The following is a 25870-nucleotide window of genomic DNA, read 5'->3' on the forward strand; positions in this document are numbered from 1 at the left end:
TTTTATTTTACTGGGGGCCCCGGCCGCCCGTTCCCCCACCCAATATAATTTTTTCCTCATCTCCCCGGGGGGGGCGGCGCCCGCCCCCCCCCCCCCCCACGCCAGGGTCTGTCAATCGAGCAGTGTATCGAGGGTGGTTGGGGTTACTGGCGGGCTGCGGAGAGCCGGCCGTCGAAGGTGATGTCGAAGGCGTTCAGGGCGGTCTTCCAGCGCATGGTCCAGCGGGCCTGACCTCGGCCGGTGGGGTCCAGGGACATGACCGCCATGTAGACGCACTTCAGGGCGGCGGTCTCGTTGGGGAAGTGCCCGCGGGCCTGGACCGCCCGGCGGATCCGCGCGTTCACCGATTCGATGGTGTTCGTCGTGCAGACGATGCGGCGGATCTCGGTGTGGAAGCGGAGGAACGGGGTGAATTCCTCCCAGGCGTTCTCCCAGAGCCTCACGATCGCCGGATACTTCCTGCCCCAGGCGTCGGCGAACTCGGCGAACCGGTCGAGGGCAGCCTCCTCGGTCGGCGCCGTGTAGACGGGCTTGAGGAGCTTGGCGATCTTGTCCCGGTCCTGGCAGGCGGCATGGCGGAAGGAGTTCCGCAGCAGGTGGACCACGCAGGTCTGTACGACCGTGCGGGGCCAGACGGTCTCGACCGCGTCGGGCAGGCCCTTCAGACCGTCGCAGACGAGCATGAGGACGTCGCCCACGCCGCTGTTCTTGATCTCGGTGAGGATGTGGAGCCAGTGCTTGGCGCCCTCGCCGCCGTCGCCGGCCCACAGTCCCAGGATGTCGCGCCGGCCCTCGACGGTGACGGCCAGGGCCACATATATGGGCCGGTTGGCGACGGCGCCGTCGCGGATCTTCACGTGGATCGCGTCGATGAAGACCACCGGATAGACCGCGCCCAGGGGCCGGTTCTGCCATTCGGCCATGCCGTCCATGACCTTGTCGGTGATCGTGGAGACCGTCTGGCGGGAGACCTCGGCTCCATGGACCTCGGCCAGGTGAGCCTGGACCTCGTCCGTGGTCAGCCCCTTCGCCGACAGCGAGATGACCATCTCGTCCACGCCGGTCAGGCGCTTCTGCCGCTTCTTGACGATCTTCGGCTCGAAGGATCCGTCGCGGTCGCGGGGCACGGATATCTCTACCGGACCGACGTCCGTCAGCACGGTCTTCGCGCGGGTGCCGTTGCGGGAGTTGCCGCCGTTCTTCCCGGCAAGGTCGTGCTTTTCACAGCCGAGGTGATCGGTGATCTCTCCCTCCAGAGCGGACTCCAGCAGCCGCTTCGTCAACTGCTGAAGCAACCCGCCCTCACCGGTCAGCTGCAGTCCCTCGGCCTGGGCGCGGTACACCTGTTCGTCTTATCGCCTTGCTGGCGGCGCAGGCGGTGGCCGTGACGGTCGAACTGGTGGCAGGCCACGCCCTGTTTCGCTCCTGAGCAGACACCGAGGGTCAGCCTGCCGTGCGGCCGCTCAGGCGCTGGGCATGACCTTTGCGGTGGGGCCGCTGGCGGTGATTTTGCCGGTGTCCAGGAGGTACACGGTGTCGGTGTAGGCAGTGATCAGGTGGAGTTCGTGGGAGACAATGACGATGGTCAGGCCGCGGTCGGCGCGCAGGCGGGCCAGGAGGTCCATGACGGTGACCGCGGTCTCGGGGTCGAGGGCCGAGGTGATCTCGTCGCAGAGCAGGTAGTCGGGGTCGGTGGCGAGGGCGCGGGCGATGGAGACGCGCTGGCGCTGGCCGCCGGAGAGCTCGCCAGGGTAGCGGTCGGTGAAGTCGGCCGGGAGTTCGACCTGGTGGAGGAGGTCGGCAACCTTGGCGGCGATGCCCGGCCGGGGCAGACCTGTGTGCAGGCGCAGAGGGCGGGCCAGTGTGGCGCCGATGGTGCGGGAGGGGTTCAGCGCGCCCAGAGGGTTCTGCGGTACGAGTTGGATGCAGCGGTGGTGTCGGCGCGGGCGCTTGCGGGCTGTGAAGGCGAGCGGGTTCCCGTCCAAGGCGAGTTCGCCTGAGTTGGCCGGTTGGAGTCCGGCCAGGACGCGCAGGAGGGTGGTCTTGCCCGAGCCGGAGGGTCCGACGATGCCGGTGGCGGAGCCGGGAGCCGCGCCGAAGTCCACCGTGTCGAGTGCCTGGTGGTGGCCGGTGTGGTGGGTGAAGGCGACGCTGACCCCCTTCGTGACCAGCCCTTCACCGCCCTTGGTGGTGGCCATGGGGCGGGCGCTGGATCCGGCGGTGCGCTGGGGCGGTACGTGCGCGGGCTGGGGCGCGGTGAGGTGGACGACGTGGTCGGCGCAGGCTTTGACGAGTTCGGGGTCGTGGCAGGCCATGACGATGGCCAGGCCCCGGCTCGTGGCCAGATCGCGGAGCAGTTCGGCGATCTCGTCGCGCAGGGCGGAGTCGAGCCCGGCGGTGGGCTCGTCCAGGAGGAGGATCTCGGGGGTGCGAGCCAGGGCACGGGCGAGGGCCACGCGGCGCTGCTGGCCGCCGGATACCGCGGTGGGGCGCCGGTCTGGGAGGCCGTCGTCGACCGGGAGGCGGCACTCGCGCAGCAGGCCGAGCACGGCCTCGTCGCTCGGGTCGGTGGCGGTCTCGGCGACGATGCTGCGGATCTTCATGCGGGGGTTGAGGGCGGAGCCGGGGTCCTGGCCAACGTAGGCGATCCGGTGGCGACGCAGGTTCCGCAGATCCCGGTGGGCTAGTCCGTCAGGCCGGTGGCCCAGGACATCGAGGGTTCCGGAGGTGATGGCCGCGCCGTCGGGGAAGCGGCCGATGAATGCGCGGAGCAGGGTGGTCTTGCCGGAGCCGGAGGGGCCGGTCAGGGCGGTGATCTGTCCGGGCCGGACGGTCAGGGAGGCCGGGTGCAGCAGGACCGGTCCGCCGGGGATGCGGATTTCGAGGCCGGTGGCCCCGGCCACGGGAGTGTCCGTGGCCGGGGTGGATCGGGGGGCGGGTGCGGTGTTGCTCACGGGGTGGTGACCGCCTTGAGTGTGGAGCGGGAGGCAAGGGAGGCGGAGGCGAGGTTAAAGCTGATCGCGAGGACGGCGATGGCCGCGCTCGGGGCGAGGACGGCCCAGGGGTTGAGGAGGATGCCGGGCGCGTTCTCGCGGATCATCAGCGCCCAGTCCGCGGCCGGGGGTTGGAGGCCGATCTGGAGGAATCCGGCCATCGAGATCACATAGACGGCTTCGACGAACCGCAGTCCGAAGAGGGCGAGCACGGTGGCGCGCAGGTTGGGCAGCAGTTCCCGCAAGGCGATGTACGTCGAGCTCTCCCCCCGGGCCATGGCGGCTTCGACGTATCCCGCGGAGGCCAGGGGCGCGGCAGCGGAGGCGACGATCCGGATGGCGTACGGGGTGCCCAGGACGATGGCGGCGGCGATGACGGCCCAGCGTCCGCCGCCGGGCCAAGCCAGGGCGATCAGCATGATGCCGAGTACCGGCGGCAGGAGAATGAAGACATCGGCGGTGCGCTCGATGGCGCTTCCCAGCCGGGGACGCAGGACGGCGAGGCAGCCCACCACGGTGGCGACGGCAGTGACGACCACCGCAATCAACAGGGCGCCTGCGATCAGCGCCGTGCCGCCGTGCAAAAGGCGGCTCAGCACATCACGCCCGAGCTGGTCCCCGCCCAACACCGCTCCGTCGCCGGCGGCCGCGTAAGGCGCGGTGACAGGCGTGTCGAGCGGGTGAGCGGCGAGCCACGGACCGGTCAGGGCCAGGATGATCAGAAGCAGCCCGGGTGAGACGCGGAACAACGTCCGAGCCCTGGTGCCGCTGGATCGGGCGCTGTCGGCAGCGGTGGTGGCTGGGGCGGCGGTCATGAGCGTGCTCCCAGGATGCGGGCGCGCAACAGGTCGGCGGCCAGCAGGACGAGGCTGATGGCGGCTCCGGCGCAAGCGACGACTCCGGCGATCAGCGGGGTGTCGCGGCTGCTGACCGCAAAGGCCAGGACAGAGCCGATACCCGGGTAGTTGAAGAGGGTCTCCACGACGACGGCCCCGCCGAGCAGCATGCCGGTGGAGGTCGCGATGCCGGTGGCGATAGCGGGTATCGCACCTGGCAGCGCGTGACGGAGCACGACCCGGTGGACGGGCAGCCCGTCGAGGTGAGCGGCTTCGACGTGCGGGGTGCGGGCCTGATCGGCGAGGGCCCCGCGGACGATACGGGTGTTCCAGCCGGTCTGCGGGATGACCAGGGCCAGGACCGGCATGATCAGCATCGTCCAGGTGGCCAGTGAACCGTCAGCACCGGTGAGGGTGACGGCAGGTAGCCAGCCGGTCCAGAGCGAAAGTACGAGCAGCAGGGCGACCGAGACGACGAACTCCGGTATCGCGAACGCGGCGGTGGAGGTGTGGCTGATGATGCGGTCGGTGAGGCGGCCAGGGCGAGTGGCGGCCCAGCACCCCAGGGCCAGGGAAGCGATGGCGGTAAGCACGAAGGCGGTGCCGCCGAGGAGGAGGGTGTTGGGCAGGGGGTCGGCGAGGAGTTCGGCGACCTTCTGTCCGCGGGCGCTGATGCCGAGGTCGCCGGTGGGCAGGGCGGTCATCCAGTCGGAGAAGCGTTCCCAGACGGGGCGGTCGAGGCCGAGCAGGTGTCGACGGGCCTCGACGTCTGCGGCACTGTCGCCGCGTTCCGAGCTGGCACTCGCGGCGTCGCCGGGGAGCAGTTCGACGGCGCCGAATACCACGGCGAGCAGGATGCCCAGCATGAGGGCGCGCCGGGCGACTGCGGCCGCCAGGCGCAGCGGCAGGCGGGCGCGGCGCGGCGCTGTGGCCGTCCCCGTCGTGACGGGGACGGCCACAGCGCGATCCTGGGCCGTGCGGCTCAAGCCAGCCACGCGTTCTCGAGCTGGACGCGGCCGTAACCGGGCAGCGTGGGCAGGCCCTTGACCTTGGCGGCGGCCAGGTCGATGCCGTCGGCCATGCCCCACAGCAGGTAGCCGGAGCGGTCGTACTCGATCTGCTGGAGCTCCTTGAGGGCAGCGGCGCGTTCCTTCTCGTCCGCGGTGGCGATGGCCTTGCGATAGGCGGCGTCGAAGCCGGGGTCGGCCCAGCCGGCCTCGTTCTGTCCGGCCTCGCTGGCCATGGTCTTGGAGGCGAAGAAGACCACCGAGTCGTTGGTACCCCAGTAAGTGGTGTAGAAGTCGCCGGTCTTCCAGGTCTTGTCCCAGAAGGCGCCGGATTCCTGCTTGACGACCTCGACCTTGATGCCGGCCTCGCGGGCCTGGTTGGCGAAGAGGGTCGCGGACTCGGCGAGTCCGGAGATGTCCTCAGTGGTCACCAGGGAGTAGGTCTTCGACAGGTCGAAGTTGGCCTCGGCGAGCAGCTTCTTGGCCTTGTCCAGGTCGCGCTTGCGCTGGGGGATGTCCTTGGCGAAAGCGGGGTCGCCGGTGCCCAGGATGTCGTTGGCGACGGTGCCGTAGCCGGAGAGGACCTGCTTGACCATCGCATCGCGGTCGACAACCAGGCGCATGGCCTCGCGCACGCGCGGGTCGGCGAAGGGGCTGCCGGCGGCGGTGCGCATGACGATGGGCATCGCCATGTCGTTGGGACGGCGCAGGACTTGGACGTCCTTGCGGGTCTCGGCGGTACGGGCCGCGACGGCCCCGACGTTGGAGGCGACGTCGATCTGCCCGGCGAGCAGGGCGTTGGCCATGGCCTGCGGGGTCTCGAACATGGTGACCTCGATGGCGTCGAGGTGCACGGTACCGCCGTACCACTTGTCGTTCTTGACCAGGCGTGCGTTGCCGTTGCGGTACCAGTCGAGCTTGAACGGGCCGGTGCCGGGAGCCTTGTCGAGTGCGTTGTCGGCAGTGTCCTTCTTCATGACGAAGGTGGTGAGCCGCGTCAGGAGGGGGAAGTCGGCGTTGGCGTAGTCCGAGACGATGACGACGGTGTCGGCGCCTTCGGCTGTGATGCTCTGCGGGCCCTTGACTCCCGGCAGACGGGAGGCTCCCGACTTGGTGTTGCGCAGGCGGCGCAGCGACCAGACGACATCCTCGGCGGTGACCGGGCTCCCGTCGTGGAAGGTGGCGCCCTGGGCGATCTTGAACTTCCAGGTCTTCAGGTCGGCCGAGGGCTCCCAGGAAGCAGCCAGGCGTGGCACGGTGTTGGACTTGGATCCGGGCATGGCCAGGGTGTCGAAGACGAGCGCGATGACCAGATAGTCGCTCTCGTTGGCCTGGGTGCCGTGGGGGTCACGAGTGATGGCTCCGGCACGACCCAGCGCCCCGATACGCAGCGTGCCGCCACTCTTCGGCTTTCCGTCCCCGGCGGCCGCCTTGTCGGTGGCGGTGTCCCCGCTCCCCGAAGAGCAGGCGGCGAGCAGTGCTGTCGCGCCTATCGCTCCGCCGGCCCACAGCACTTGTCGCCTGTTGAAGTTCACTTACGTCCTCGATCCACTGAAGCAACGGGGGAGATGCTTAGGGTTGCCTATCCTAATGGCAGCCATTTCCGCAAGTCGCCGACCGCAATGGGGCGCATGTCTGAATATCGCCCCCACATGACCGGACGGTAAGGTTTGCCTTACCTCAGTTCGGTGTTACGGTTCGGGGCGTTCGCCGGTTCCGCAGATCCACGACAGGCCCCAACCAACCGTCGCGTCTTGCCAGTTACGCAACTCCCGCCGCCCGCGCGGGAGGCCGTACCCAGAACTGCGGATCCCCCTGCCATCCGACGAAACGGATCTCTTCGCCATGAGCACGGCAGCCGCACCCGTCCGCGAGCTCGACGCCCAGACCGCGGGTGAACTCCGCCAGGCCGCGGAGAAAATCCTCGCCGAGTTCGGCACCTCCGCCACGAGTCCCCAGCTCCTGGCCCGCGTCGCCGAGGTCACCGAAGACTTCAGCCAGACCCTGCGCGCGCACTGCCGCCCCGTCGACACCGCCGACGGCCTCTTCGTCCTGCGCGGCTTCGAGGTCGACGACGAAGCCGTCGGTGGCACGCCCTCGAGCTGGGCCACCGCCGGCGACAGCGGCGCCGTGTACGACATCGCCCTGCTTCTTCTCGCCACCGTGATGGGCAACCCCATCGCCTGGGAAGGCCAGCAGAACGGACGCTTCGTACACAACATCGTCCCTTCCCCAGGCCACGAGACCGAACAGACCGGCGCCAGCAGCACCGTGCTTCTCAGCCCTCACACCGAGGACGCCTTCCACCCCGGCCGCGCCCACCTCCTGATGCTCGGCTGCATGCGCAACCACGACAACATCGCCACCACCGCCGCCAGCATCCGCAAGACCCAACTCGCCGACGCGGACATCGAGATCCTCACCGGGCCGGCACTGCCGATCCTCCCCGACGACGCCTACGAGGAGGCCCAGGGCTACGCCGATGAGGCCCCGCCCGTGGTGCCGACCCTGTTCGCCACCGACGACGGCATGACGCTGCGCTTCGACCCCGCGTACACCCCGCTGGACGACGCCGACGAGGCCTACCGCTCCGCGTACGGGCGCCTCTCCGACGAACTGGCCCGTGTCTCGGTCGCCGTCGGCCTCAGCCCGGGCGAAGTCCTGGTCGTCGACAACGACCTCGTCGTCCACGGCCGGGTGCCCTTCCAGGCCCGCTACGACGGCACCGACCGCTGGCTCAAGCGCGCCTCCGTCCGCGTACCCGGCCGCCGCACCCGTCCCGAGGCCGAGGCGAACGAACACGGCTACGGCCAGAGCGCCCTCGAAGCACACGCGAGCTGACCACCCGCCCCGCACCCGGAGGAAGACCACCATGACCGACACCTCAGCCGCCCCCGCCAACGCCGCCATATCCGGCGACGACAAGCACCTGCGCATCCTGTCCACCACCGACCTCGCCGGGATCGACATATCCCTGGCCGACGTGGTGGCCACTGTGGAGGGCGCCTACCGCACCCTCCAGGCCGGCCAGTCCGACAACCCCCGGAAGCTGACCGTCAAGCCGCAGGACGGGCACTCGGTCTCCTACGCGATGCTCGGCCGCGATGGCTCCCGCGAGGTCGTCGCGATCAAGACCTCCTACAAGCACGGCCTCGACAAGGGCCGCGAGGAGCAGCACTACTACACCGCACTGACGATCTACGACGACGTCACCGGCCTGCCCGTCGCGATGATGGACTGCTCCCGCATCGGCTCCCTGCGCACCCCGGCCGTCTCCGCGCTGCTGGCCCGCGAACTCGCCGCCCCCGGCGCCCGCAGCGCCCTGGTCATCGGTACGGGAACCCAGGGCCGGCTCGCGTTGCCGTTCCTGCTCACCACCCTGCCGGACCTGGACCGGCTGATGCTGTCCGGGTCGCACCCCGAAGGCATCGCTGCCGTCCGCGAGCAGCTGCGCACGTACTTCCCGGACCGGGACGTGGAGATCGTCACCGGTCTGCAGGCTGCGGCCGCGGATGCCGACGTCATCGTCGCCACCGCCGGCGGGCACACCCAGGCCGCCGTAGAGGCCTCCTGGTTGAAGCCCGGCGCGCTGTCGATCCTCGTCGGCCACGGCCTGGCGCCCTCGACCCTGCACGAGGCGGACCGCATCATCGCCACCAGCGAGGCGCAGATGAATGTGACCGGCACCGACATGGTCGACGCCGAGGGCAAACTCCCGGCCGTCGACTCCGAGTTCCCGCCCGTCCTCGCGGGCGAGAGCACCGGGCGCACGGGTGCCGCCGAGCGGATCTTCGCCTACAACAGTGGCCTCGTCGTCACCGACATCGCCCTCGGACACCGCTTCGCCCAGCTCGCCCTCGCGCAGGGCCTGGGCACCGAGGTCGCGCTGTGGCAGTGAACAGCCGTCCCCTGCCCACCCTCCCGGTGCTGCCCGACGCCGCCACCGAGCAGGTCCTGGCCAGTGGCCTTCTCCCAGAGCTGGCCTACGCGTTCGGCGGCCCGTTCCACTTCCTGCTGCCCGACGCCTTCGACGCCAACCTGTGGGACATGCAGGGCGCGCTCGCAGCGGCCGGGGTCGACGGTTTCGTGTACTTCGCGAAGAAGGCCAACAAGGCCGCGCTCTTCGTCGAGCGTGCTGCGGCAGGCGGCGCCGGTGTGGACGTCGCCTCCGTGGCCGAGCTGCGCGAGGCCCTCGGCCACGGCGTGCGGGGTGAGCACCTCGTCGTCACCGGTCCCGCCAAGGACCCGGCCCTCCTCCATCTGGCCGTCCAGCACGGGGCACCGGTCGCCGTGGACGCGCTCGACGAGCTCGACACCCTCGTCACCATCGCCCTGACCGGCCGCATCCGGCCCGCCAGGATCCTGCTGCGAGCTCTGCCGCCCGCCCAGCCGCACAGCCGCTTCGGACTCACCGAAGCCGAACTGGCCACAGCCTTGGACCGGTGCGTCCAGGCCGGGGACGCCGTCCGGATGGAGGGGTTCAGCTTCCACCTGTCCGGCTATGCCCTCCAGCCGCGGGCCGACCTCGCAGCCCGCCTCGTCGAGTTGTGCCTCAAGGCCCGCGTCCAGGGGCTGGAGGCCTCGCGGATCAGCATCGGCGGCGGCCTGCCCATCAGCTACACCGACGCGGACAGCTGGCATACCTTCCTCACCGAGCACAAGAGCAGCCACTACCACGCGGGCAAGACCTTCCACACCGGGGACTTCTACCCGTACCACTCTCCCCTGGCCGGCGCCGACGCTCTGGCGGCACTGCTCGCCACCCAGCCCGAAGCCCACGAACACTCGCTGGCCCGGCTTCTGCGGGACGCGGGCGTCCTGTTGCTTCTGGAGCCGGGACGGGCACTGCTTCACCAGGCAGGGGCGACGGTCTTCAGGGTCCAGGGCGTCAAGGAGCGTGACGGATACCAGATCCTGACCGTGGACGGGACGAGCCTGAGCCTTTCCGAGCAGTGGTTCAACAGCGAGTACCTGCCTGACCCGATCCTGATCCCTCAGGACCCCGACAGCCCCGAGGGCGCCTTCCCGGCGAGCGTCGGGGCGGCCACCTGCCTGGAATCGGACATGCTCACATGGCGGAAGATTTCCTTCCCCCGCCGCCCCCGGACCGGTGACCTGCTCGTCTACCCGAACACGGCCGGCTATCAGATGGACTCCAACGAGTCCCCCTTCCACGACCTGGCCCTGCCGCCCAAGGTCGTCGTCGATCACACCGACGAGCCGCGCCCGCGCTGGCGCCTCGACCGCCACTTCACCTGACGCACAGCGCCCACACGCATCCCGCCCCCTGCTGCCTCCCACACTCTTCTGGAGTTACCGATGCCCGGAGCCCTTCAGCGCCCCGCCGTGGTCTCCCGCGTGTCCGATCTCGTCGGCTACACCCCCCTGCTGGAACTGGCCTCCACCGAGACCGGCAGCCGACTGCTGCTGAAACTGGAGATGTTCAACCCCACCGGCACGGCCAAGATCCGTATGGCACGAGCCATGATCGACGCCGCCGAACAGGCCGGTGAGCTGCGGCCTGGCGGCCGGATCATCGAGTCCACCTCGGGCAACACCGGCCTCGGGCTGTCGGTGATCGCCGCCGAACGCGGCTACACCTTCACCGCCGTCGTCGACAACCACGCCTGCGTGGACAAGCTCCGCGGCATGACGGCCCTCGGCACTGAGCTGGTCTACGTCGTCGACGACGGGACCGAAGAGCTCGCCACCGCCGCCCGCGAGGAGCTGGCCGAGGACATGGCTCGCGGCCAGGACAACACCATCTTCACGGAGCAGCACAACAATCCCGCCAACGGCGTCGGCTACTTTCCCGTCGCGCACGAGCTCCACGAGGCCCTCGACGGGAAGATCGACGTCCTCATCGGGGCCGTGGGCACCGGCGGCGCGCTGTGCGGCACCGGCCGGGAGCTGACCAAGCTGATGTCCGGCTTCGAGGTCATAGGGGTGGAGCCCAAGGGATCCATCGCCTTCGGCGGCCCCGCGCATGACTACTACCAGTCCGGTACCGGCACCCCCCAAGGCGCCGAGATCGGCGCCCTGGTCGACTTCGACCTCATCGATGAAGGCGTCAAGGTGAGCGACGTCGAAGCGTTCGCCACCTGCCGCGCGGTCGCCCGAACAGGGCTGCTGATCGGCGGTTCCGCCGGCGGCGTCGTCTACGAGGCCCTGACCCGGCTGGCTTCCCTGCCCCCGGGCACGACTATGGTCGCCCTCATCAATGACGGCGGGGAGAAGTACATGGACACCGTCTTCAACGACGAATGGATGCAGGACCGCGATCTCCTCAACGCCGAGGCCGAGCGGGAAATCGACGAGCTACTCACCAAACTCCGCGGGAACCGATAAACCCATGCTGACCACTCTCCTCCGCGACAGCCGTGCCCTCGGCGTCCTCGCCGTGCCCCTGATCCTCACCCAGCTCGCCCAGGTGGCGCTGACCACCACCGACACGGTGATGATGGGTCTCCTCGGCACCACGGAACTCGCCGCCGGCGGTCTGGCCATCGTCATCTTCAACCAGATCCGCACCATGGGCGTCGGCCTGCTCACCTCAGTCGGCAACCAGATAGCCGCCGCGGCCGCCCGCGCCGAGCGAAAGACCGAAGAGGGCGACGGCAGCGCGGCAGGAGAGCAAGCACATGACGAGGTCCGCTCCATAGCCCGGGCGAGCATGGCAGTCGCCACGCTCGCCGGACTCGCCGGAGCCGTCCTGATGATCCTCATCGGCCAGGCCCTGACCTGGCTCGGCCAGGACGCGGACGTCGTCGACCTCACCCAGACCATGCTCTTCGCCCTGGCTCCCGGCCTGCTGCCCTGCCTGTGGTTCCAGGCCGTCCGCCAGTTCACCGTAGGCATGCGCCGCCCCCAGGCCCTCCTGCAGATCACGATCGCCTCGATCGCAGTCAATGCGGGCCTGAACTGGATCCTCATCCACGGCACCTTCGGCCTGCCCCGCCTCGGCCTCACCGGCGTCGGCATCGCCACGTCCAGCGTGTATCTGCTGTCCTTCCTCGCCCTCTACTTCTCCGCGAGGAAGGACAAGGAGCTCGCGCCGTTCCTGACCCTGGACATCACCACGGCCGACGCGGCCACCGTCAAGCGCCTCGTCGACCTCGGCATCCCCATCGCCTCCACCTACGGCTCCGAGGCCGGCTTCTTCTCCATCACCGCCCTGATGGCAGGCTCCTTCGGACCCGACGCCCTCGCCGCGCACACGGCCGTCAACCAGCTCGTCTACATCGCCTTCCAGGTCGCCGTCGGCCTCTCCCACGCCGCGTCCATCAACGTCAGCCGCGAGCTCGCCCTCGGCAACCACGACGACGCCCGACGCCTCAAGAACACCGCCCTGGCCTGCGCCGCCGCCGTCATGGCCGTCGTCGGACTGCTCTACCTGACAATCCCCAAGCTGATCCTGGCGCCCTTCCTCGACTCCGGCTCCGACCAGGCGCTCACCATTGCCACCCACCTCCTGATCGTCACCGCCTTCCTCCAGTTCTTCGACTGCGCCCAGAACATCGGCGTCGGACTCCTGCGCGGCCTCGACGACACCAAGAGCGGCTTCCGCATCACCCTCATCGGCTACTGGGCCGTCGGCCTGCCCGCCTCCTGGCTCCTGGCGTACGCCCTAAACCTCGACACCCTCGGCATCTGGCTCGGCCTCCTCACCGGCCTCGCCGCCACCGCCGCCCTCCTCCTGCGCCGCTACTCCCGCTCGCTGAGCGAGCACGCCCGAACACACGCCACCCCGGCCGTCGCGTAGGGAGTTACGTCGTGCTCGCCCCTTGCGAGTGATCCGATTCCTGGGACCGGCCTGCCAGCAGGCCGGTCCCACCCGCACAATGAGCTCGGAGACCGCGAAAGTCTGGCAGGAGGCACCCGGCATTGGTGAATTCGGCACCAGACGAACCAAACCAGCCTCAAAACTGGGCAGAGCGCATGATCGCCCGGCTCACCCCCTTGGACGACCTTGACCAGACACGGAGTTGCACCGGGCGGGCAAGCTGGACTGGTCACGGGCGGTGATCGACGGCTCGCACCACCAGGCGCGTCGGGGCGGACCTTGACGGTGCCGGCCGCCCTGTAGTGCATGGCGTCGTCGCGGTCGAAGAACCACCAGTGCGTCGTGCTCTCGCCGTGCTGGGTGCGCACGTCCTGCAGGCGGGCGTCGACCGTGGGCTGGGTGAGCAGGCGGCGCGGCCGTTCGATGGCGACGACGTCGTCGCCGCGGCGGATGACGAGGGCTGGGGGAAGTTCCCAGCGCTGTCCGGCGAGTTGGGGGTCGATCTGGAGGCAGATGGTCGCGCCGGGCAGGGCACGCACCAGCTGGTCGCGCAGATCGAGGATGACGGTGAAGTCGGCCTGGACGTAGGCCTGGTGGGGAGCGGGCGCGCCGCACCGGTCGGTGCCGGGGGCGCTGCCGTCGTGGCGGAAACGGGGAGTGAAACCGGAGTGGGGGGTGGCCGGTCCGGTGAATATCGGCTCCGCGCCGCAGGCACAGCAGAGGTAGCGGCCGCCGGCCTTTCCCCGGGGCAGTCAGTCGGCGGCGTGAGGTTCCCGGCGCAGGTCGATGACCCGGCCGCCGTCGCCGGTGTCGATGGCGAGTTCGCTCCTGCGGGGCAGTTTGCTGCGCGAGCGACCGCAGCGTGATCGCTTTGTGGGGATCGTCAGCTGGGGGCCTGCGGAACGGCCGGGGCTACGGCGGGATCGGGCGGGCAAGGACGCTGCAGGGCGGGTCATGCGGGGGCAACTCCCGGCGTCACGCTGCGACAACTGCAGGACGCGGTGCCGTACGGGAAGTCGACGATCAGCGACAACCTCAGCGGGAAGGTACCGCCGAAGGCCTTCGTCGACGCAGTGGTCAAGGCGGTGGTCACCGAGTCCCGCAAGCGCTCCCTGGACCTTGAACGAGCGCACCGCCTGTGGCAGGCCGCCGACAAACCGCCCTCCGCCGCACCCAAAGCCCCCGCCTCGCCCGGCGGCGTGCTCGCAGTGATCGAGAAGACCAGCGACCGGCTCGCGGCGATGACCGACCGCACCCTTGAGCTCCAGCAGGAACGCGTCGGCGCACACCAGCTGACGCTGCTCCTGCTGCGCCTGGTGGCCCGCCTCCAGGAGAACCTCGATGCGCTGTCCGCAGCGCCAGCCGTGGCCCAGGAGCAGATCGACACCCTGACCGAGCAGCTGCACATCGCCAAGCAGGAGCTGGAGCTGGCCCGCCAGGCCCGGCAGGAGGCCGAACTCCTCGCCACTCGTGCCCAGGACCAGACCACCTCGCTCCAGGAAGAACTCGCCCGGCTGCGCACCACGATGCCAACGACCAACATCGACGTCGCGGTCAAGGTTCAGGCCGCGCAGCTGCCGGCGGAACTGCAGGAGAAGTACTTCCTCGCCGACATCGACCGGGCGCTGCGCACGGCCGAAGGCTTCCTGAAGGACGGCGTCCAGCGCCGCGAACGCATCGCCGACGATCTTCCGGACGCGGGCGAAGTCGAGCATCACCCGACGCTGGGTGAAGAACGACCGCCTCAACCACGCCGGCTATCTATGGGCCTTCTCCGCCCTGCACGCATCCACCGGCGCCGACGCCCACTACCGGCGCCGCCGTGAGGCGGGCGACTGGCACGCGGCAGCTCAAAGGAATCTGTTCAACCGCATGCTTGGCCAGCTCTACCACTGCCTTCAGCAGCACGAACTGTTCGACGAAGAGACCGCCTACCCCACCGAAATGGCAGCCGCGGCTTGACGGCTTAGCATCGTGAGGTGTCTGCGCAGACGCGGGATCCGGAGCGCGATCCCCGAGCCAGCCGACCAGATCCGCAACCGCAAGCGCCGCGGCCGCGATGGTGGCCGTCCGCCTGCTTTCGACCGGCAGGACTACAAGGCACGGCACGCAGTGGAGTGCGGGATCAGCCGGCTCAAGCAACACCGGGCTGTTGCGACCAGATACGACAAACTCGCCGTGCGTTTCGAGGCGGCCGTCCACATCGCGGCGATCGGCCAGTAGCTGTGAACTGCCGGCCGGCTGCCATCCCGTGCCATCCTGACCACCGAAACGAGCAGCACACGCAAGGGGAGGGCCCGTGGCCGCCGACTACTACTGCGCCGACAGCGAGAACGGCGACCACATCGACGACCCGTCCGAGGACGCCCTGTTCATGCTCATCAGCGAGCTGAACGACACGGACAACACCTTCGTCGTCATCCAGCCCGACGAGGACGACCCGGCCTGGTTCGCTTCCGTCGCCGTGTTGGACGAGGGCGACTACGAAATCGTCCGCCGCGACACCACCCGCCGCGAGCACAGCGTCGCCGTCGAGACCAGCATCGACCGGATCGCGGGCGGCCTCATCAAATGGCTGGCCGCCCGCACTTCCTAAAACACGACCTAGTGCGGCCTGAGGTCGAGGGCATCGTCGTTGACGGAACCCAGGTCCAGGACCGCCTGTCGGCGCACGGGTTCATCTGCGGAACTGGGTGGATGCTCGTGTGCAGGTAGGTGCCCCATTTGGCCTGGTGGCATTCACCGGTATTGGTTGGTGAGCCGGAGCTACTCTTGGTCCGCCGAAGTGATGTTCCAGGGGGGAGCTACATACCGTGCAGCCTTTGCAAGATCAGGACCCCGACCGGGTTGCTGACTACCGGCTCCTTGGCCGGCTGGGGGAAGGCGGCATGGGGGTGGTCTATCTGGCCCGGTCCCCGCGGGGCCGGATGGTGGCGGTGAAGACCATCCGTGCCGAGCTGGCGGCGGCCCCGGATTTTCGGCGTCGGTTCGCCAAGGAGACCGCTGTGGCCCGGCAGGTCGGCGGGGAGTGGACGGCCGCCGTGCTGGCCGCAGACCCGGATGCGGCACTGCCATGGGTGGCCACGACGTACGTCGCAGGGCCGACCTTGCAGCAGGTGGTGGCGGAGCAGCACGGGCCGCTGCCGGAGCACTCGGTGCGCGGTTTGGCCTCTGGGTTGTGTCAGGCGCTGGACGACATCCATGCCGCCGGGCTGATTCACCGTGACCTGAAGCCGTCGAACGTCATGGTGACCATCGAGGGGCCGAAGGTGATCGACTTCGGCATCGCCCGTGCCCTGGATTCCACTACTGGTGGCCTGACCGGCACCGGGGTGGTGGTCGGCTCGCCTGGCTTCATGTCACCGGAGCAGATCCGGGGCGAGCGGCTCACCGAGAAGAGTGACATCTTCTCGCTCGGTGCGGTGCTGGCCTTCGCCGCGTCCGGGCGGCTCCCGTTCGATGTGGCGGAGGGACAGGTACACGCTCTGATGTACCGGGTGGTGCACGAGCCACCGGACCTCAGCGCCGTGCCCGAGCCACTGCGAGAGCTGACTGCGGCCTGCCTGGCCAAGGATCCGGCGGATCGGCCGGCTCTGGCCGAGCTGCGGAAACGGCAGGAGACTCAGTACCGCTCGCTGGGACCCTGGTTGCCGCTGGAGGTGCTGACCCGGCTCGGCCAGGAAGCGGTCCAGCTCCTCGACCGGGAGGACCCGCACACCCGGATGGCTCCGGTCTCGGACGCCACACCCGCAGCGGACCCTGCCGCAGAGGCGACAGCCTCGGCCCCGGCCAAGCCGCTGCACCCGCCCACTGTCGTCAACCAAGCGCGGCAGCTGGTCCAGCCCGGTCGGACTGTGCATGCGAAGACGCCGCAGTCCCGGCTTGCCGACGAACGCCGCCGCGCACGCGGCCGGACGGGCCCGGCCGATGGGTACCGGGCCGCTGTCTACTGGATGCTCGCCCTCTCCGCCCTGGTCTCCGTACTCACGGCCGTCCACCAGATCGTCGTCGCCGCCGACCAGGGCCGCGTGTATGACGACTACGATTATTATCCGGCCTGGGACTTGGCCTGGAATCTCATGGGGGACATGGAAAGCTGGCACAGCGGCACATTCCAGATCCTGTTTGATGCCCAACTCCTCTTCGGCGCAGGGCTGGTAGTGAGCTGGCTTCTTTGGTCCGCCCGCGTGCGCGCCGTCGCCGAGCAGTTCGCTCCCGGCCGGCTGCGATACCGCCCGTCCATGGCGGTGGTGGGATGGTTCATCCCCGTCGCGAATCTCTTTCTCCCCAAGCAGATTGCCAACGACGTCTGGCATGCCTCCAGCCCGCCCAGCCAAGGCGACGACTCAGCCCCGGCCAGCCTGCTCCAATCCTGGTGGGCTGTCTGCCTGGTCACCCTCATGACCTGGCCGTTCTTCCTGGGTCCATGGACCGGATTCCTTCAATTGGTGGTCATCGAGAAGAAGGTGGCCATCGCAGGCCAGAGCGATCCGATCTGCTGCGAAGCTGATTACCGGTACGAGTTCCAGGCGGCAACCTGGTTCACTCTGGCCCTGCATGTACTGGTTGTGCCAGCAGCGATCGTCGCCGCTCGCTACGTCCGCCAGCTGACCGCCCTGCAGGCGGCCAAAGCCCACAATTGACTACCAAAGCATGTCCGATCATTTGTTCTTGTTTCAGGTCTAGGTGAGTTGATGGACGCGGCCCGGGAAAGCCGATAGAGCCCCTGCTGCCGAAGGCGGACGGGCGTGGCCGTCTGTGGCGGGACCACCACCAGGCGGTCAACGGTGTGTTGTGGCGGCTGTGGACGGGGGCTCCGTGGCGTGATCTCCCCGAGAGGTACGGGCCATGGCAGACCGTCTACGAGCGGTTCGCCCGCTGGGAGGCGGACGGGATCTGGGCGAAGCTGCTGGAGCACGTCCAGGTCCGCGACGACGCGGCAGCCCGGGTGGAGCGGATGGCGTCGGTCGACTCAACCATTGACCGGGCCCACCAGCACGCCGCCGGTGCCCGAAAAAGGGCCCGCGGACGGGGATGAACCGGAAGAACCGAGCCGCTGGCAGCCGTGCCCGGCCCTCGGACAGTCCCGGGGCCCCGACAGATGTGCCGTCTGTGGCGGTGTGGGTGATCGTGATGTGTGCCATGAGTGGTGCCTTTCGTTCGTGGCGCGGGTGGCGTCTGGGCGGGTGTCCGGGTCTGGCCGCGAGGGGGGCGGACACGTCCGGACACTGGTCCGGACAAGGGGTCAGGAAAGGTCGGCGACAAGCACCGTGGCGTTGTCCGGACAGGTGCCGCCCCAGGCGACGGCTGTCTCCGTCAGGTCCTGTGCCACCTCGCGCGGGGTGCCGTGGAGGTAAGTGGTGAACTCGGCGCCGTTGTCCTCGATCGGCTCGTAGGCCCCATCGGAGGCCAGCCCCAGCCGGCCGGCTGGGGCCTGGACGGTCGCGGCCTCCATCGCGGGGTGGCCGGCGTAGCCCATGGTGTCCTGGTCGCTGGGTCATGTCCCCTGGTGTGGTGTAGCGGCGGGCAGCTGTTCTCTGCCCTGGGTGGTCAGCAACCTGTTGCGGTGCCCGTCGCGTCAAGTGGTGATGGCATGGACCGTCGCGTGCGCCGGGCCAGGAAGCGGTTCGTGAAGAAGGTGATCCATGGGCTATTTGCGGCCCGACCGCGATCGGCCGCTGTGGTTGCGGTACTTCGCTGCCGTACCGCCTCACGCCTCGTGAAGAGTGGCCGCCGACAACTAAGACTTGAACGCGTTCAAACTCTGTGTCAGGGTACGGCGTGCGTTCTTGAGCCCATCGGTCGCGCACGCGGCCTGCGGAACCCGCTAGGGGTGGAGTGTGTTGCGTTCCTGTCGTACTGCGCTGATCTTGCTTGCCATGGCCCTCGCCCTGACGGCCTGCGGCAGGTTCACCGTCATGCCGCCGCCCGAAGGCGAGCCGGTCGTTCTGAAGCCGGCCGAACTTGCGACCACGTGGACCGATGCCGACGGCGGCACCCTCACGCTGAAGCCGGACGGGACGTTCATCGCCGATAAAGTCTGCATCGCCTACCGCTGGGACGAGGGTTTGACCGGGTCCGGAACAGGCACCTGGGTGCAAGACTCCAACAAGAGGCAAACCTTCGTCGGTGTGACCTTCGACGCCGCTCACCCCGAAACGGGTGAGCGGGAGCCCGACCCCTACGACGCCTTGAGGCACGGCAAGGTCCTGAAGCTATGGGTCGCCGTCGGCGATCCGGACAACGATTATCCGAACTGCGTCCTGACCAGCCCGGCGAGTTGACCCGGTTGCCGCGCGGCCGGGTGAGCTGCACATGGTCCGGCATCGCACATGAGCGGTTCCAGTCGATCGTGTCCCCTGCCGTGATGGAGGGGATCAGCCCTCGGTAGTGCCGGGGAGGGCCTCGGTGTCGGCGGTGGCGTAGACGGTGGCCATGCTCTCTTCGGAGAGGTAGTGGCGGGGGAAGACGATCCATTCGTCGTGCATTTCGGCCAGCACTGCGGTGGCCAGTCGTAGGACGGCCTCGGGGTTGGGGAAGACCTGGACGACGTCGGTGCGACGTTTGATCTCGCGGTTGATCCGTTCCAGCGGGTTGGTGGACTGGATCTTTTTCCAGTGCTGCCGGGGGAAGTCGGCGAAGGCGGTGAGGTCCTCTTTCGCCTCCAGCAGCATGGTTTTGACCTTGGGGAACTGTCTGCCGAGCATGTCGGCGACAGTATCCAGCTGGGCCCGGACTGCCTCAGCGGTGGGCTGGGCGAAGATGGTGCGGATGGTCGCTGCGGCCATCTCCCCGGTGCCCTTTTCGATCACCGAGAAGACGTTGCGCACGAAATGAACCCGGCAGCGCTGCCAGCCGGCACCGAACATGACCTTGCGGATGGCCTTGACCAGCCCCGAATGGCTGTCGGAAACCACCAGCCGCACCCCGCAAAGCCCCCGCTCGCGCAAGCTGCGTAAGAACGCGGTCCAGGACGCCTCGCTCTCGCTGTCATCCACCATCACCCCGACCGCCTCGCGGTTTCCCTGCTCGCTGACGCCGGTGGCGATCACCACGGCCTGCGAGACGATCTGGTGGTTCACCCGGGCCTTGACGTAGGTGGCGTCCAAGAACAGATAGGGAAAGCGGGTGTGATCCAGCCGCCGGGTACGGAAAGCCGTCAGTTCCGCATCCATCCCGGCACAGATCCGCGAGACCTCACTCTTGGAGATGCCGGTGTCCGCACCCAGGGCTTTGACCAGGTCATCGACGCTGCGGGTGGACACACCGAGCACGTATGCCTCCAACACCACCGCATACAAGGCCCGGTCGATCCGGCGGCGGCACTCCAGCAGCGAAGGGAAGAAGCTCCCCGCCCGGATCTTCGGGATCGCCAGCTCCACATCGCCGGCCTGCGTGGTCAGCGTCTTCTCGCGGTGCCCGTTGCGCCAGGTGGTGCGGGACTCCATGTGCTCGTTCCACTCGGCGCCGATCCGGGCGGTGGCCTCCGTCTCGATCAGTTCCTGCAGAATGCGCTCGCACACCGCGCGGATCGTGTCGACTCCATCCGCCGCACGTAGTGACTTCAGCAGCCGCAACAGGTCGGACTGGGACAAGGCCGTCGTGCACTCCCCGGGTTGGACGTAGCCGTTTTCCCGGAGCGTTGCACGATGGCCGTTGCCTGTTCAGGGGGCACGAACCGGAGCAGCGGAAGCACCTGCGGGGCGCACCGACCCAGGCTCACCACCTTGATCCCCTACACCACGACAGGGGACACGATCCGGGCACCCTGCCGAGCCTCAGCGGCGGTGTCGACGGCGTCTGCCAGTTTCTCGAAAGACAGGTCGTAGTCCCTCATGTGGTCCCAGCTGCCAGGCTCTTGTTTACGCGCCGGCGAACGGAACAGCAGTAGCAGTTTCTTGCACCAGCGAAGGAGTTCGTCTGCTCTGAGTGCGGTGCCCCGACGAAGGCGAGCTTGCGCAGCGGTCGTCTCTACGAGCACCCGGCGTCAGGCCGCCCCGGCATCTGCCCGAAGTCCGGGGAAGTGGTCCTGACCGGTGTCGGCGGCGGCTGAACTTGGACCCACTCTGGCCGGTTGAAATCTGACCCAGGTGTCTTCGGTCTGGTTGGTTCAGTCGTTGTCGGTGGTGGCGGTGGGGACGCGTCCGAGTTCACGTCCTCGCATGCGGAACGAGTCGCCCTTGAGAGAGTGGACCTCGGCGTGGTGGACGAGGCGGTCGATCATGGCGGCGGCCACGGTCTCGTCTCCGAAGACTTCTCCCCAGCGTCCGAAGGGTTTGTTGCTGGTGACGATCACGGACGCGCGTTCGTATCTGTTCGAGATCAGCTGGAAGAACAGGTTCGCGGCTTCGGCTTCGAAGGGGATGTAGCCGACTTCGTCCACCACGATGAGCGGGTAGCGGCTGAGCTTGGTGAGCTCGGCCTGGAGGCGGCCGGTGTGGTGGGCGGCGGCCAGGCGGTCGACCCATTCAGCGGCGGTGGCGAACGCGACGCGGTGTCCGGCCTGGCAGGCGCGGACCGCGAGCCCGATCGCCAGGTGTGTCTTCCCGGTGCCCGGCGGTCCCAGGAAAACGGCGTTCTCTTTCCCCGCGATGAAGTCCAATGTTCCCAGATGTGCGAGCTGTTGGCGCGTCATCCCGCGCAGATGGGTGACGTCCAGCTCCTCAATGGTCTTGATCGCGGGGAAGCGGGCGGACCGCACCCGTGCTTCACCGCCGTGAGACTCACGGGCGGACACTTCGCGCTGCAGGCAGGCGACGAGGTACTCGGCATGGGTCCAGGACTCCTTGCGGGCTCGCTCGGCGAGACGGTCAGCGGCATCCAGCAGGGCCGGGGCCTTCATTGCCCGCGCGAGGAAGGCGAGGTCGGCTGCGGTCTGGGAGCCGGTCCTGCGGCCCGCGGCCGGCGTGGTGGTGATCTCGTTGGTGGCATTGTCGAGGACGGCGGTGGTGCGGGGCATCAGCCGACCTCCCTGCCCTTGCCGCCTTCAATGACCGTGAACAGCCGGTCATAGGTGCCCAGTTCGCGTTGCTCGACCTCGATGAGCGGGCCTGGGGCGGTCTGGGCTGTTCGGGCGGCTTTGGCACGGGCGGCCTGCTGGTGGTGCACCTCACCTCGCATCACCTTGCCCGCGGCAGCGTGGTCGGGGTCGGTGATGGTCTGGTGGCGGGCCCAGCAGCGCGGGTGCTGGGCGACGATTTCGCCGCTGGGGGCGAGGACGGTGATCTCGTCGTTGTCACACAGCACGGTGACGGTGCGTCCGATCGCGGCGGGGTGCACGGAGTAGTCGCACGTGTCGACGCGGACGTAGTGGTCGCGGCCGATCCGTGTCTGCAGCCGCCACCAGGCGGGCGGGTCGACGGGCGGCAGGGCAAGCATCCCGGCCCGGTCGGCCTCCCACCGCTCGACGGGGCGGGTCTGCAGGGTGCGGTGGACACGCCGGTTGGCGACGGTCAGCCAGCCGGTCAGCTGGGTGTTGAAGCCGCCGGGGCCACTGAAGGTGCGGCCGGGAAGGAAACTCGTCTCCAGATAGCCGTTGGCCCGCTCGACCAGCCCTTTCGCTTCTGGATCACGGGGCCGGCACAGATGGATCTTCGTGGCGAGCAGGCCCGCGAACGCGGCGAACTCGGCGGTGAGCTTCCCGCGGCCGACCCCGGATTCGTTGTCCCAGACGAGCGTCTTGGGCACCGCGCCCCAGGCCGAGAGCAGCCGCCAGTGCCCGTCGATCAGATCGCCGGTCGTGCGCGAGGGCAGCATCCGCGCGGCGATCACCCGCGAGTAGCCGGACACCGTCACCAGCACCGGCGGCCGTCCGCTCTGGCCGTAGCCGAGCGGGATGTCCGCCTCGGGAAACCACAGGTCGCACTGGGCCAGCTCGCCGGGCCGATACGTCGTGCGCGAGACCGGATCGACTGGCACATAGGCAGGCCGCAGGTCCCGCACCCGGTCCTTGAGGACCGTCATCCCGCGTTCCCAACCAATCCGCTCGGCAATCACGGTGGCCGGCATCGTCGGAGTCTCCCGCAAAAGCTCACGGATCTGGACCTCGACCGCGTCCACGACCGACCCCTGAGACGGGCGCTCGTACTTCGGCGGCCGGTCCGTGGCCAGGGCCCGCTTGACCGTGTTCTTCGAGATGCCCAGATGCCGCGCGATTGCCCGGATCGGCATCTGCTCAGCCCGGTGCAGCCTATGGATCTCTGCCCAGTCCTCCACGAGGATCACCCTCTCCCTCCTGACCTTCCATCAAGATCAGGTTCCGGCGAAGACCACCAAGTGGGTCACTTTTGATCCGCCGTCAGAGGGTCAGAATTCAAGCGACGCCGAGAACCGGCCAGGAGCTGGAGAACAGTTACGAGTGCGCGTGCGGTACCTAGGTCCGAATCACTCACAAGGGCACTCTTGGCCAGCACTCCATGCCGGAGGGGGAGCGGTGCCCGCTGTCCGCAGAGCCGATAGCGGCTCCTGCTGCTCCCCCTCCCGTCGTGGACGGGCTGCTGCGCATGGTGCCACCCGCGCCGACCCAAGGGTGGGCGAAGCCGGTCACCAGCAGCGGCGGCTCCAGCGTGTACACGATCCCGGCCGGTCTGCCCGGCCACGGGCGACGTCGCCGCTGACCGTCCCAGCGGCACATATCCGCCCGCAGGCCCAGTTCGTGCAAGTCTCGGCAAGGTCGTGACGCCGGCACCATGCGGCCCATCAGACCGGTCCTCGTTGTCCCCTGACAACGAACTTGGACCGGTTGCCATCAAAGTTGGACTGGCGACCGGCCCGCCAGCCGCCGCGCCCGGAAGAAGCCGGAGCGCAGCGCACCCATCGGTTCCACTGGCGGCAGGCAGGGTCAGGTCACTCGATCTCGCGATAGTTCATGAACCAATGAGTGTCGAAGTAGCGGGCCATCGTGAACGGGTGGTGCGGGTCGAGGAGGATGCGGCAGATGAACTCCGCCGCCGAGCAGTCGAAGGGGACGAAGTCGTCGTCGCAGGGCTGGACGGCGACAGACCAGCGGTCCGGGTCGATGCTGTCGTCGATCTGCCAGCAGTACAGGTCCTCGTGCTCGGTGCCTGCCCAGATCAGCAGACCATCCTCGCGGAGGCTGGTCCACGGTTCCTGGTTCAGGGTGAGGTATCCGTCGAAGGCACCTTTCCCGAACATTTCCACTATGCGTTTGTAGTCGCGCGGGAGGCGCGTGCCCACCCCTGCCTCGATTCGAGCCCAGTCGACGTCCGGCCGCTGCGGGGGCGAGGGCCAGGCCGTAATGGCAATGAGCCGCTCCACCCAGTCCTCGTCCTGGCCGGCCACCTCCATGGTCGGTACCTGTACTCGCCGTGGCGCGGCCGCCAGCACCGGCCGGGCGATCCCGTGGGCGTCCCGGGCGGTCCCGGCGCCGATCCACTGACCTCCGTATGCCCACGCCCGAACCGTCTCGCCCCGGCCTGCGAGGACAGCGAGAAGGGCGGCCCCACGGGACTCGTCCACGGTCGGGTCCGCGAACCCCTCCAAGACCAAGGTCCGTGGCGCACCGTAACGGTCGGCCAGCCTGTCAACGAGAGTCTGCGGGTCGGTGTCCAGTGACAGGTGCAGACATCCACTCGGGGCGGCGATCTGGTCCAGCAGGTCGTCAAGCATCGATTGCGTGAGCTCCATGACGGACAGGAAAGCGCCGCACTCCACCGACAATGGGCTCTCGGTCCATCTTCGATGGCAATCGGCCCAGCTTCAGTGGCACAGGGGTGCGCCACGAGGCGCTTTGCAATCGAGTGGAGGTGAAAGGCCACCACCGCTGGGTCGTCGCAGCGGCCTGGTGAAGCTGGGGGCAGCCTGACCCCGCGACACCCTCCCGCCGCAGTTGGCGGTGGATGCGCCGGGCTCCGTGCGTCTCGCCGGAACCGGTGTGAATGCGGCGGATGTCCGCGACGAGGTGTTCATCGCGGAGTCGGCGTGCGGACTTCGGACGCTTACGGCGGGCGTTGTAGGCGGAGACCGACAGGTCCAGTTCCCGGTAGACGGGCTCGACCCCGAAGTCGTCGCGGAGGTGGTTGATCACCGCGTCGGCCGCGTGCGGGGCTGGTCGAGCTCCTTGGCGAAAAACACGCTGGCGGCCTTCAGGATCTCGTTCGCCCGCCGCAACTCGGCTGCTTCTTTGCGGAGTTGTACGAGTTCGGCTCGCTCCACAGTGGTCAGCAAGTCGGGCCGGCTGCCGTGGTTGGCCTCGGCTTGGCGGACCCACAGACGACGTGCTTCCTTGTGGATACCAAGATCCCGGGCCACATGTGCGACGGGACGGCCAGAGTTCCGTACGTCACGGACGGCTCGCTCGCGGAGCTCGTCAGGATACTTCCGGGGTGCAGGCATCAGACCTGTGCTTCCCATCTGCCGAGGCAATCATGCCCGGCTTCAGGGCCGCTACGGAATCCGGTTCAGCTCAAATGTTCCGTCTCGCTGATCCTTGACAGGCCCAAGGTTTGAGTGAAGGTCAGGTCGCACAGGTATCGACGCATGGCGAGCGTCACGACAGCAGCCTTGTCGCGAACGAGATGAAAGGCCGACGCTGGTGGTGAGGGCATAGCCATCATGGGGGAGGGGTCACAGCACTGCTGGCTGCGGCGGTCGGGGTGACCGGCGCCCCGCTGGCCCCGATCACCACCGCATGGGTGGGCTCACAAGTTCGTCTCCATGAGTTCGAACTTCAGCCACGCTCCGATCAGGCCACGCGACACTTCGGTGAAGGCTCAGCAAAACCTGGAACGGCGACGTGACACCTCCGGCGTAGAACGGACCAGCCTGGTCCGCCGCGAGGCGTTCGAGCGCCAGCGTGCCCCGTTCGAACGGTCTTCCCGCTCTTACTGATCATTTCAGAATGAGATCGATGTGGTGGCTTGGCAGTTGGGTGTTATGTCGGCAGGATCTTCCGGGTGTCTGCTGATCTTGTGCCTGATGACCTGTGGGAACGTATAGCCTCGCTGCTGCCGGTTCGTCCGCCCCGGCGGCATCGGTATCCCGGGCGGCTTCCGGCCGATGACCGTGCTGCTCTGCGGGGCATCGTTTACGTGCTGTGCAAGGGCGTGAGCTGGCGGGACGTTCCCGCAGAGCGGGTCGGCTGCAGTGGGGTGACAGCTTGGCGGCGTCTGCGGGACTGGACCGAGGCCGGGGTGTTGCCCCGTCTGCACGAGGTCCTTCTGGCGGAACTACGCAAAGAGGGCCTGCTGGAGATGGATGACGCAGCGATCGACGGCTCGCATGTCAGGGCGC

Annotated in this window: 23 protein-coding genes and 2 pseudogenes; 13 read left to right on the forward strand and 12 right to left on the reverse strand. The window is 68.5% G+C overall.

The window, feature by feature from the left end; translation table 11 throughout:
- Positions 1–143: 143 nt before the first annotated feature.
- The 5 genes from ACFVYE_RS43485 to ACFVYE_RS43505 form a co-directional block, all read right to left on the reverse strand.
- Positions 144–1343, reverse strand: coding sequence for an IS256 family transposase (locus tag ACFVYE_RS43485; protein ID WP_389608986.1), 1200 nt, complete (start codon positions 1341–1343; stop codon positions 144–146).
- Positions 1344–1463: 120 nt separating this feature from the next.
- The gene (locus ACFVYE_RS43490; RefSeq protein ID WP_389608988.1) at positions 1464–2954 is read right to left on the reverse strand and encodes an ABC transporter ATP-binding protein; all 1491 of its coding nucleotides are present in this window, start codon (positions 2952–2954) and stop codon (positions 1464–1466) included.
- Positions 2951–3808, reverse strand: coding sequence for an ABC transporter permease (locus ACFVYE_RS43495; protein WP_389608990.1), 858 nt, complete (start codon positions 3806–3808; stop codon positions 2951–2953). Before ACFVYE_RS43495 ends, ACFVYE_RS43490 begins: the two co-directional genes overlap by 4 nt.
- Complete coding sequence (locus tag ACFVYE_RS43500; protein ID WP_389609027.1) at positions 3805–4695, reverse strand: ABC transporter permease; 891 nt, start codon at positions 4693–4695, stop codon at positions 3805–3807. The genes ACFVYE_RS43495 and ACFVYE_RS43500 overlap by 4 nt, the downstream gene beginning before the upstream one ends.
- Positions 4696–4811: 116 nt before the next feature.
- Entirely contained in the window at positions 4812–6371 is a 1560-nt protein-coding gene (locus ACFVYE_RS43505) for an ABC transporter substrate-binding protein (protein WP_389608992.1), read from the reverse strand.
- 310 nt (positions 6372–6681) lie between these two features.
- On the opposite strand from ACFVYE_RS43505, the gene ACFVYE_RS43510 reads away from it, so the two are divergent.
- From ACFVYE_RS43510 to ACFVYE_RS43560, 11 genes and pseudogenes are all read left to right on the forward strand, one after another.
- Complete coding sequence (locus ACFVYE_RS43510) at positions 6682–7677, forward strand: TauD/TfdA family dioxygenase (protein WP_389608994.1); 996 nt, start codon at positions 6682–6684, stop codon at positions 7675–7677.
- A gap of 31 nt (positions 7678–7708) precedes the next feature.
- The gene (locus tag ACFVYE_RS43515; RefSeq protein ID WP_389608996.1) at positions 7709–8734 is read left to right on the forward strand and encodes an ornithine cyclodeaminase family protein; all 1026 of its coding nucleotides are present in this window, start codon (positions 7709–7711) and stop codon (positions 8732–8734) included.
- Positions 8725–10095 carry a Y4yA family PLP-dependent enzyme gene (locus ACFVYE_RS43520; protein ID WP_389608998.1) on the forward strand — a complete coding sequence of 457 codons (1371 nt, stop codon included), beginning with the start codon at positions 8725–8727 and terminating at the stop codon, positions 10093–10095. The genes ACFVYE_RS43515 and ACFVYE_RS43520 overlap by 10 nt, the downstream gene beginning before the upstream one ends.
- 60 nt (positions 10096–10155) lie before the next feature.
- Positions 10156–11184, forward strand: a complete 1029-nt coding sequence (locus tag ACFVYE_RS43525; RefSeq protein WP_389609000.1) for a cysteine synthase family protein — start codon at positions 10156–10158, stop codon at positions 11182–11184.
- Between the two features lie 4 nt (positions 11185–11188).
- Positions 11189–12598 (forward strand): MATE family efflux transporter, encoded by a 1410-nt coding sequence (locus tag ACFVYE_RS43530; protein WP_389609002.1) that lies wholly within the window; start codon positions 11189–11191, stop codon positions 12596–12598.
- Positions 12599–12972: 374 nt separating this feature from the next.
- Entirely contained in the window at positions 12973–13485 is a 513-nt protein-coding gene (locus ACFVYE_RS43535; protein WP_389609004.1) for a hypothetical protein, read from the forward strand.
- Between the two features lie 135 nt (positions 13486–13620).
- Entirely contained in the window at positions 13621–14445 is an 825-nt protein-coding gene (locus tag ACFVYE_RS43540) for a hypothetical protein (RefSeq protein ID WP_389609006.1), read from the forward strand.
- A gap of 142 nt (positions 14446–14587) precedes the next feature.
- A pseudogene (locus ACFVYE_RS43545) lies at positions 14588–14842 on the forward strand (IS5/IS1182 family transposase); the annotation flags it as partial.
- Between the two features lie 76 nt (positions 14843–14918).
- Positions 14919–15215, forward strand: coding sequence for a hypothetical protein (locus ACFVYE_RS43550; RefSeq protein ID WP_389609008.1), 297 nt, complete (start codon positions 14919–14921; stop codon positions 15213–15215).
- 217 nt (positions 15216–15432) lie between these two features.
- The gene (locus tag ACFVYE_RS43555) at positions 15433–17262 is read left to right on the forward strand and encodes a protein kinase (protein WP_389609010.1); all 1830 of its coding nucleotides are present in this window, start codon (positions 15433–15435) and stop codon (positions 17260–17262) included.
- A 51-nt stretch (positions 17263–17313) separates the two neighbouring features.
- Positions 17314–17712, forward strand: a pseudogene (locus ACFVYE_RS43560) (IS5 family transposase); the annotation flags it as partial.
- Positions 17713–17864: 152 nt separating this feature from the next.
- Here ACFVYE_RS43560 and ACFVYE_RS43565 read toward each other — a convergent pair.
- Entirely contained in the window at positions 17865–18098 is a 234-nt protein-coding gene (locus ACFVYE_RS43565) for a hypothetical protein (protein WP_389609029.1), read from the reverse strand.
- Between the two features lie 400 nt (positions 18099–18498).
- Here ACFVYE_RS43565 and ACFVYE_RS43570 point away from each other — a divergent pair, with 400 nt between their 5' ends.
- On the forward strand, positions 18499–18903 hold the full coding sequence (locus ACFVYE_RS43570) for a hypothetical protein (protein ID WP_389609012.1): 405 nt from the start codon (positions 18499–18501) through the stop codon (positions 18901–18903).
- 93 nt (positions 18904–18996) lie between these two features.
- On the opposite strand, the gene ACFVYE_RS43575 is transcribed toward ACFVYE_RS43570, so the two are convergent.
- The 6 genes from ACFVYE_RS43575 to ACFVYE_RS43600 form a co-directional block, all read right to left on the reverse strand.
- A complete protein-coding gene (locus ACFVYE_RS43575; RefSeq protein WP_389609014.1) occupies positions 18997–20214 on the reverse strand; it encodes an IS256 family transposase in 1218 nt (405 codons plus the stop codon).
- Between the two features lie 515 nt (positions 20215–20729).
- Positions 20730–21578: an IS21-like element helper ATPase IstB gene (istB, locus tag ACFVYE_RS43580; RefSeq protein WP_389609016.1), complete on the reverse strand. Its 849-nt coding sequence runs from the start codon at positions 21576–21578 to the stop codon at positions 20730–20732.
- The gene (gene istA, locus ACFVYE_RS43585) at positions 21578–22843 is read right to left on the reverse strand and encodes an IS21 family transposase (protein ID WP_389609018.1); all 1266 of its coding nucleotides are present in this window, start codon (positions 22841–22843) and stop codon (positions 21578–21580) included. Before istA ends, istB begins: the two co-directional genes overlap by 1 nt.
- A 621-nt stretch (positions 22844–23464) precedes the next feature.
- Positions 23465–24265 (reverse strand): hypothetical protein, encoded by an 801-nt coding sequence (locus ACFVYE_RS43590; protein WP_389609020.1) that lies wholly within the window; start codon positions 24263–24265, stop codon positions 23465–23467.
- Positions 24240–24665, reverse strand: coding sequence for an IS3 family transposase (locus ACFVYE_RS43595; RefSeq protein ID WP_389609022.1), 426 nt, complete (start codon positions 24663–24665; stop codon positions 24240–24242). Before ACFVYE_RS43595 ends, ACFVYE_RS43590 begins: the two co-directional genes overlap by 26 nt.
- Positions 24662–24991, reverse strand: coding sequence for a transposase (locus ACFVYE_RS43600; RefSeq protein ID WP_389609024.1), 330 nt, complete (start codon positions 24989–24991; stop codon positions 24662–24664). Before ACFVYE_RS43600 ends, ACFVYE_RS43595 begins: the two co-directional genes overlap by 4 nt.
- 542 nt (positions 24992–25533) lie before the next feature.
- Here ACFVYE_RS43600 and ACFVYE_RS43605 point away from each other — a divergent pair.
- The coding region (locus ACFVYE_RS43605; RefSeq protein ID WP_389609026.1) for a transposase at positions 25534–25870 on the forward strand (337 nt) is incomplete at its 3' end.

Source organism: Streptomyces sp. NPDC058239, assembly GCF_042882185.1.
Lineage (GTDB): Bacteria > Actinomycetota > Actinomycetes > Streptomycetales > Streptomycetaceae > Streptomyces.

Excerpts from the sequence above, each read along its gene's own strand:
- ACFVYE_RS43495 (WP_389608990.1), bottom strand. The coding sequence starts at position 3,808 with ATGACCGCCGCCCCAGCCACCACCGCTGCCGACAGCGCCCGATCCAGC.
- ACFVYE_RS43500 (WP_389609027.1), bottom strand. The coding sequence starts at position 4,695 with ATGCTGGGCATCCTGCTCGCCGTGGTATTCGGCGCCGTCGAACTGCTC.
- ACFVYE_RS43510 (WP_389608994.1), top strand. The coding sequence starts at position 6,682 with ATGAGCACGGCAGCCGCACCCGTCCGCGAGCTCGACGCCCAGACCGCG.
- ACFVYE_RS43515 (WP_389608996.1), top strand. The coding sequence starts at position 7,709 with ATGACCGACACCTCAGCCGCCCCCGCCAACGCCGCCATATCCGGCGAC.
- ACFVYE_RS43525 (WP_389609000.1), top strand. The coding sequence starts at position 10,156 with ATGCCCGGAGCCCTTCAGCGCCCCGCCGTGGTCTCCCGCGTGTCCGAT.
- ACFVYE_RS43530 (WP_389609002.1), top strand. The coding sequence starts at position 11,189 with ATGCTGACCACTCTCCTCCGCGACAGCCGTGCCCTCGGCGTCCTCGCC.
- ACFVYE_RS43565 (WP_389609029.1), bottom strand. The coding sequence starts at position 18,098 with ATGGGCTACGCCGGCCACCCCGCGATGGAGGCCGCGACCGTCCAGGCC.
- ACFVYE_RS43570 (WP_389609012.1), top strand. The coding sequence starts at position 18,499 with ATGGCCCTCGCCCTGACGGCCTGCGGCAGGTTCACCGTCATGCCGCCG.
- istB (WP_389609016.1), bottom strand. The coding sequence starts at position 21,578 with ATGCCCCGCACCACCGCCGTCCTCGACAATGCCACCAACGAGATCACC.
- ACFVYE_RS43590 (WP_389609020.1), bottom strand. The coding sequence starts at position 24,265 with ATGGAGCTCACGCAATCGATGCTTGACGACCTGCTGGACCAGATCGCC.
- ACFVYE_RS43600 (WP_389609024.1), bottom strand. The coding sequence starts at position 24,991 with ATGGGAAGCACAGGTCTGATGCCTGCACCCCGGAAGTATCCTGACGAG.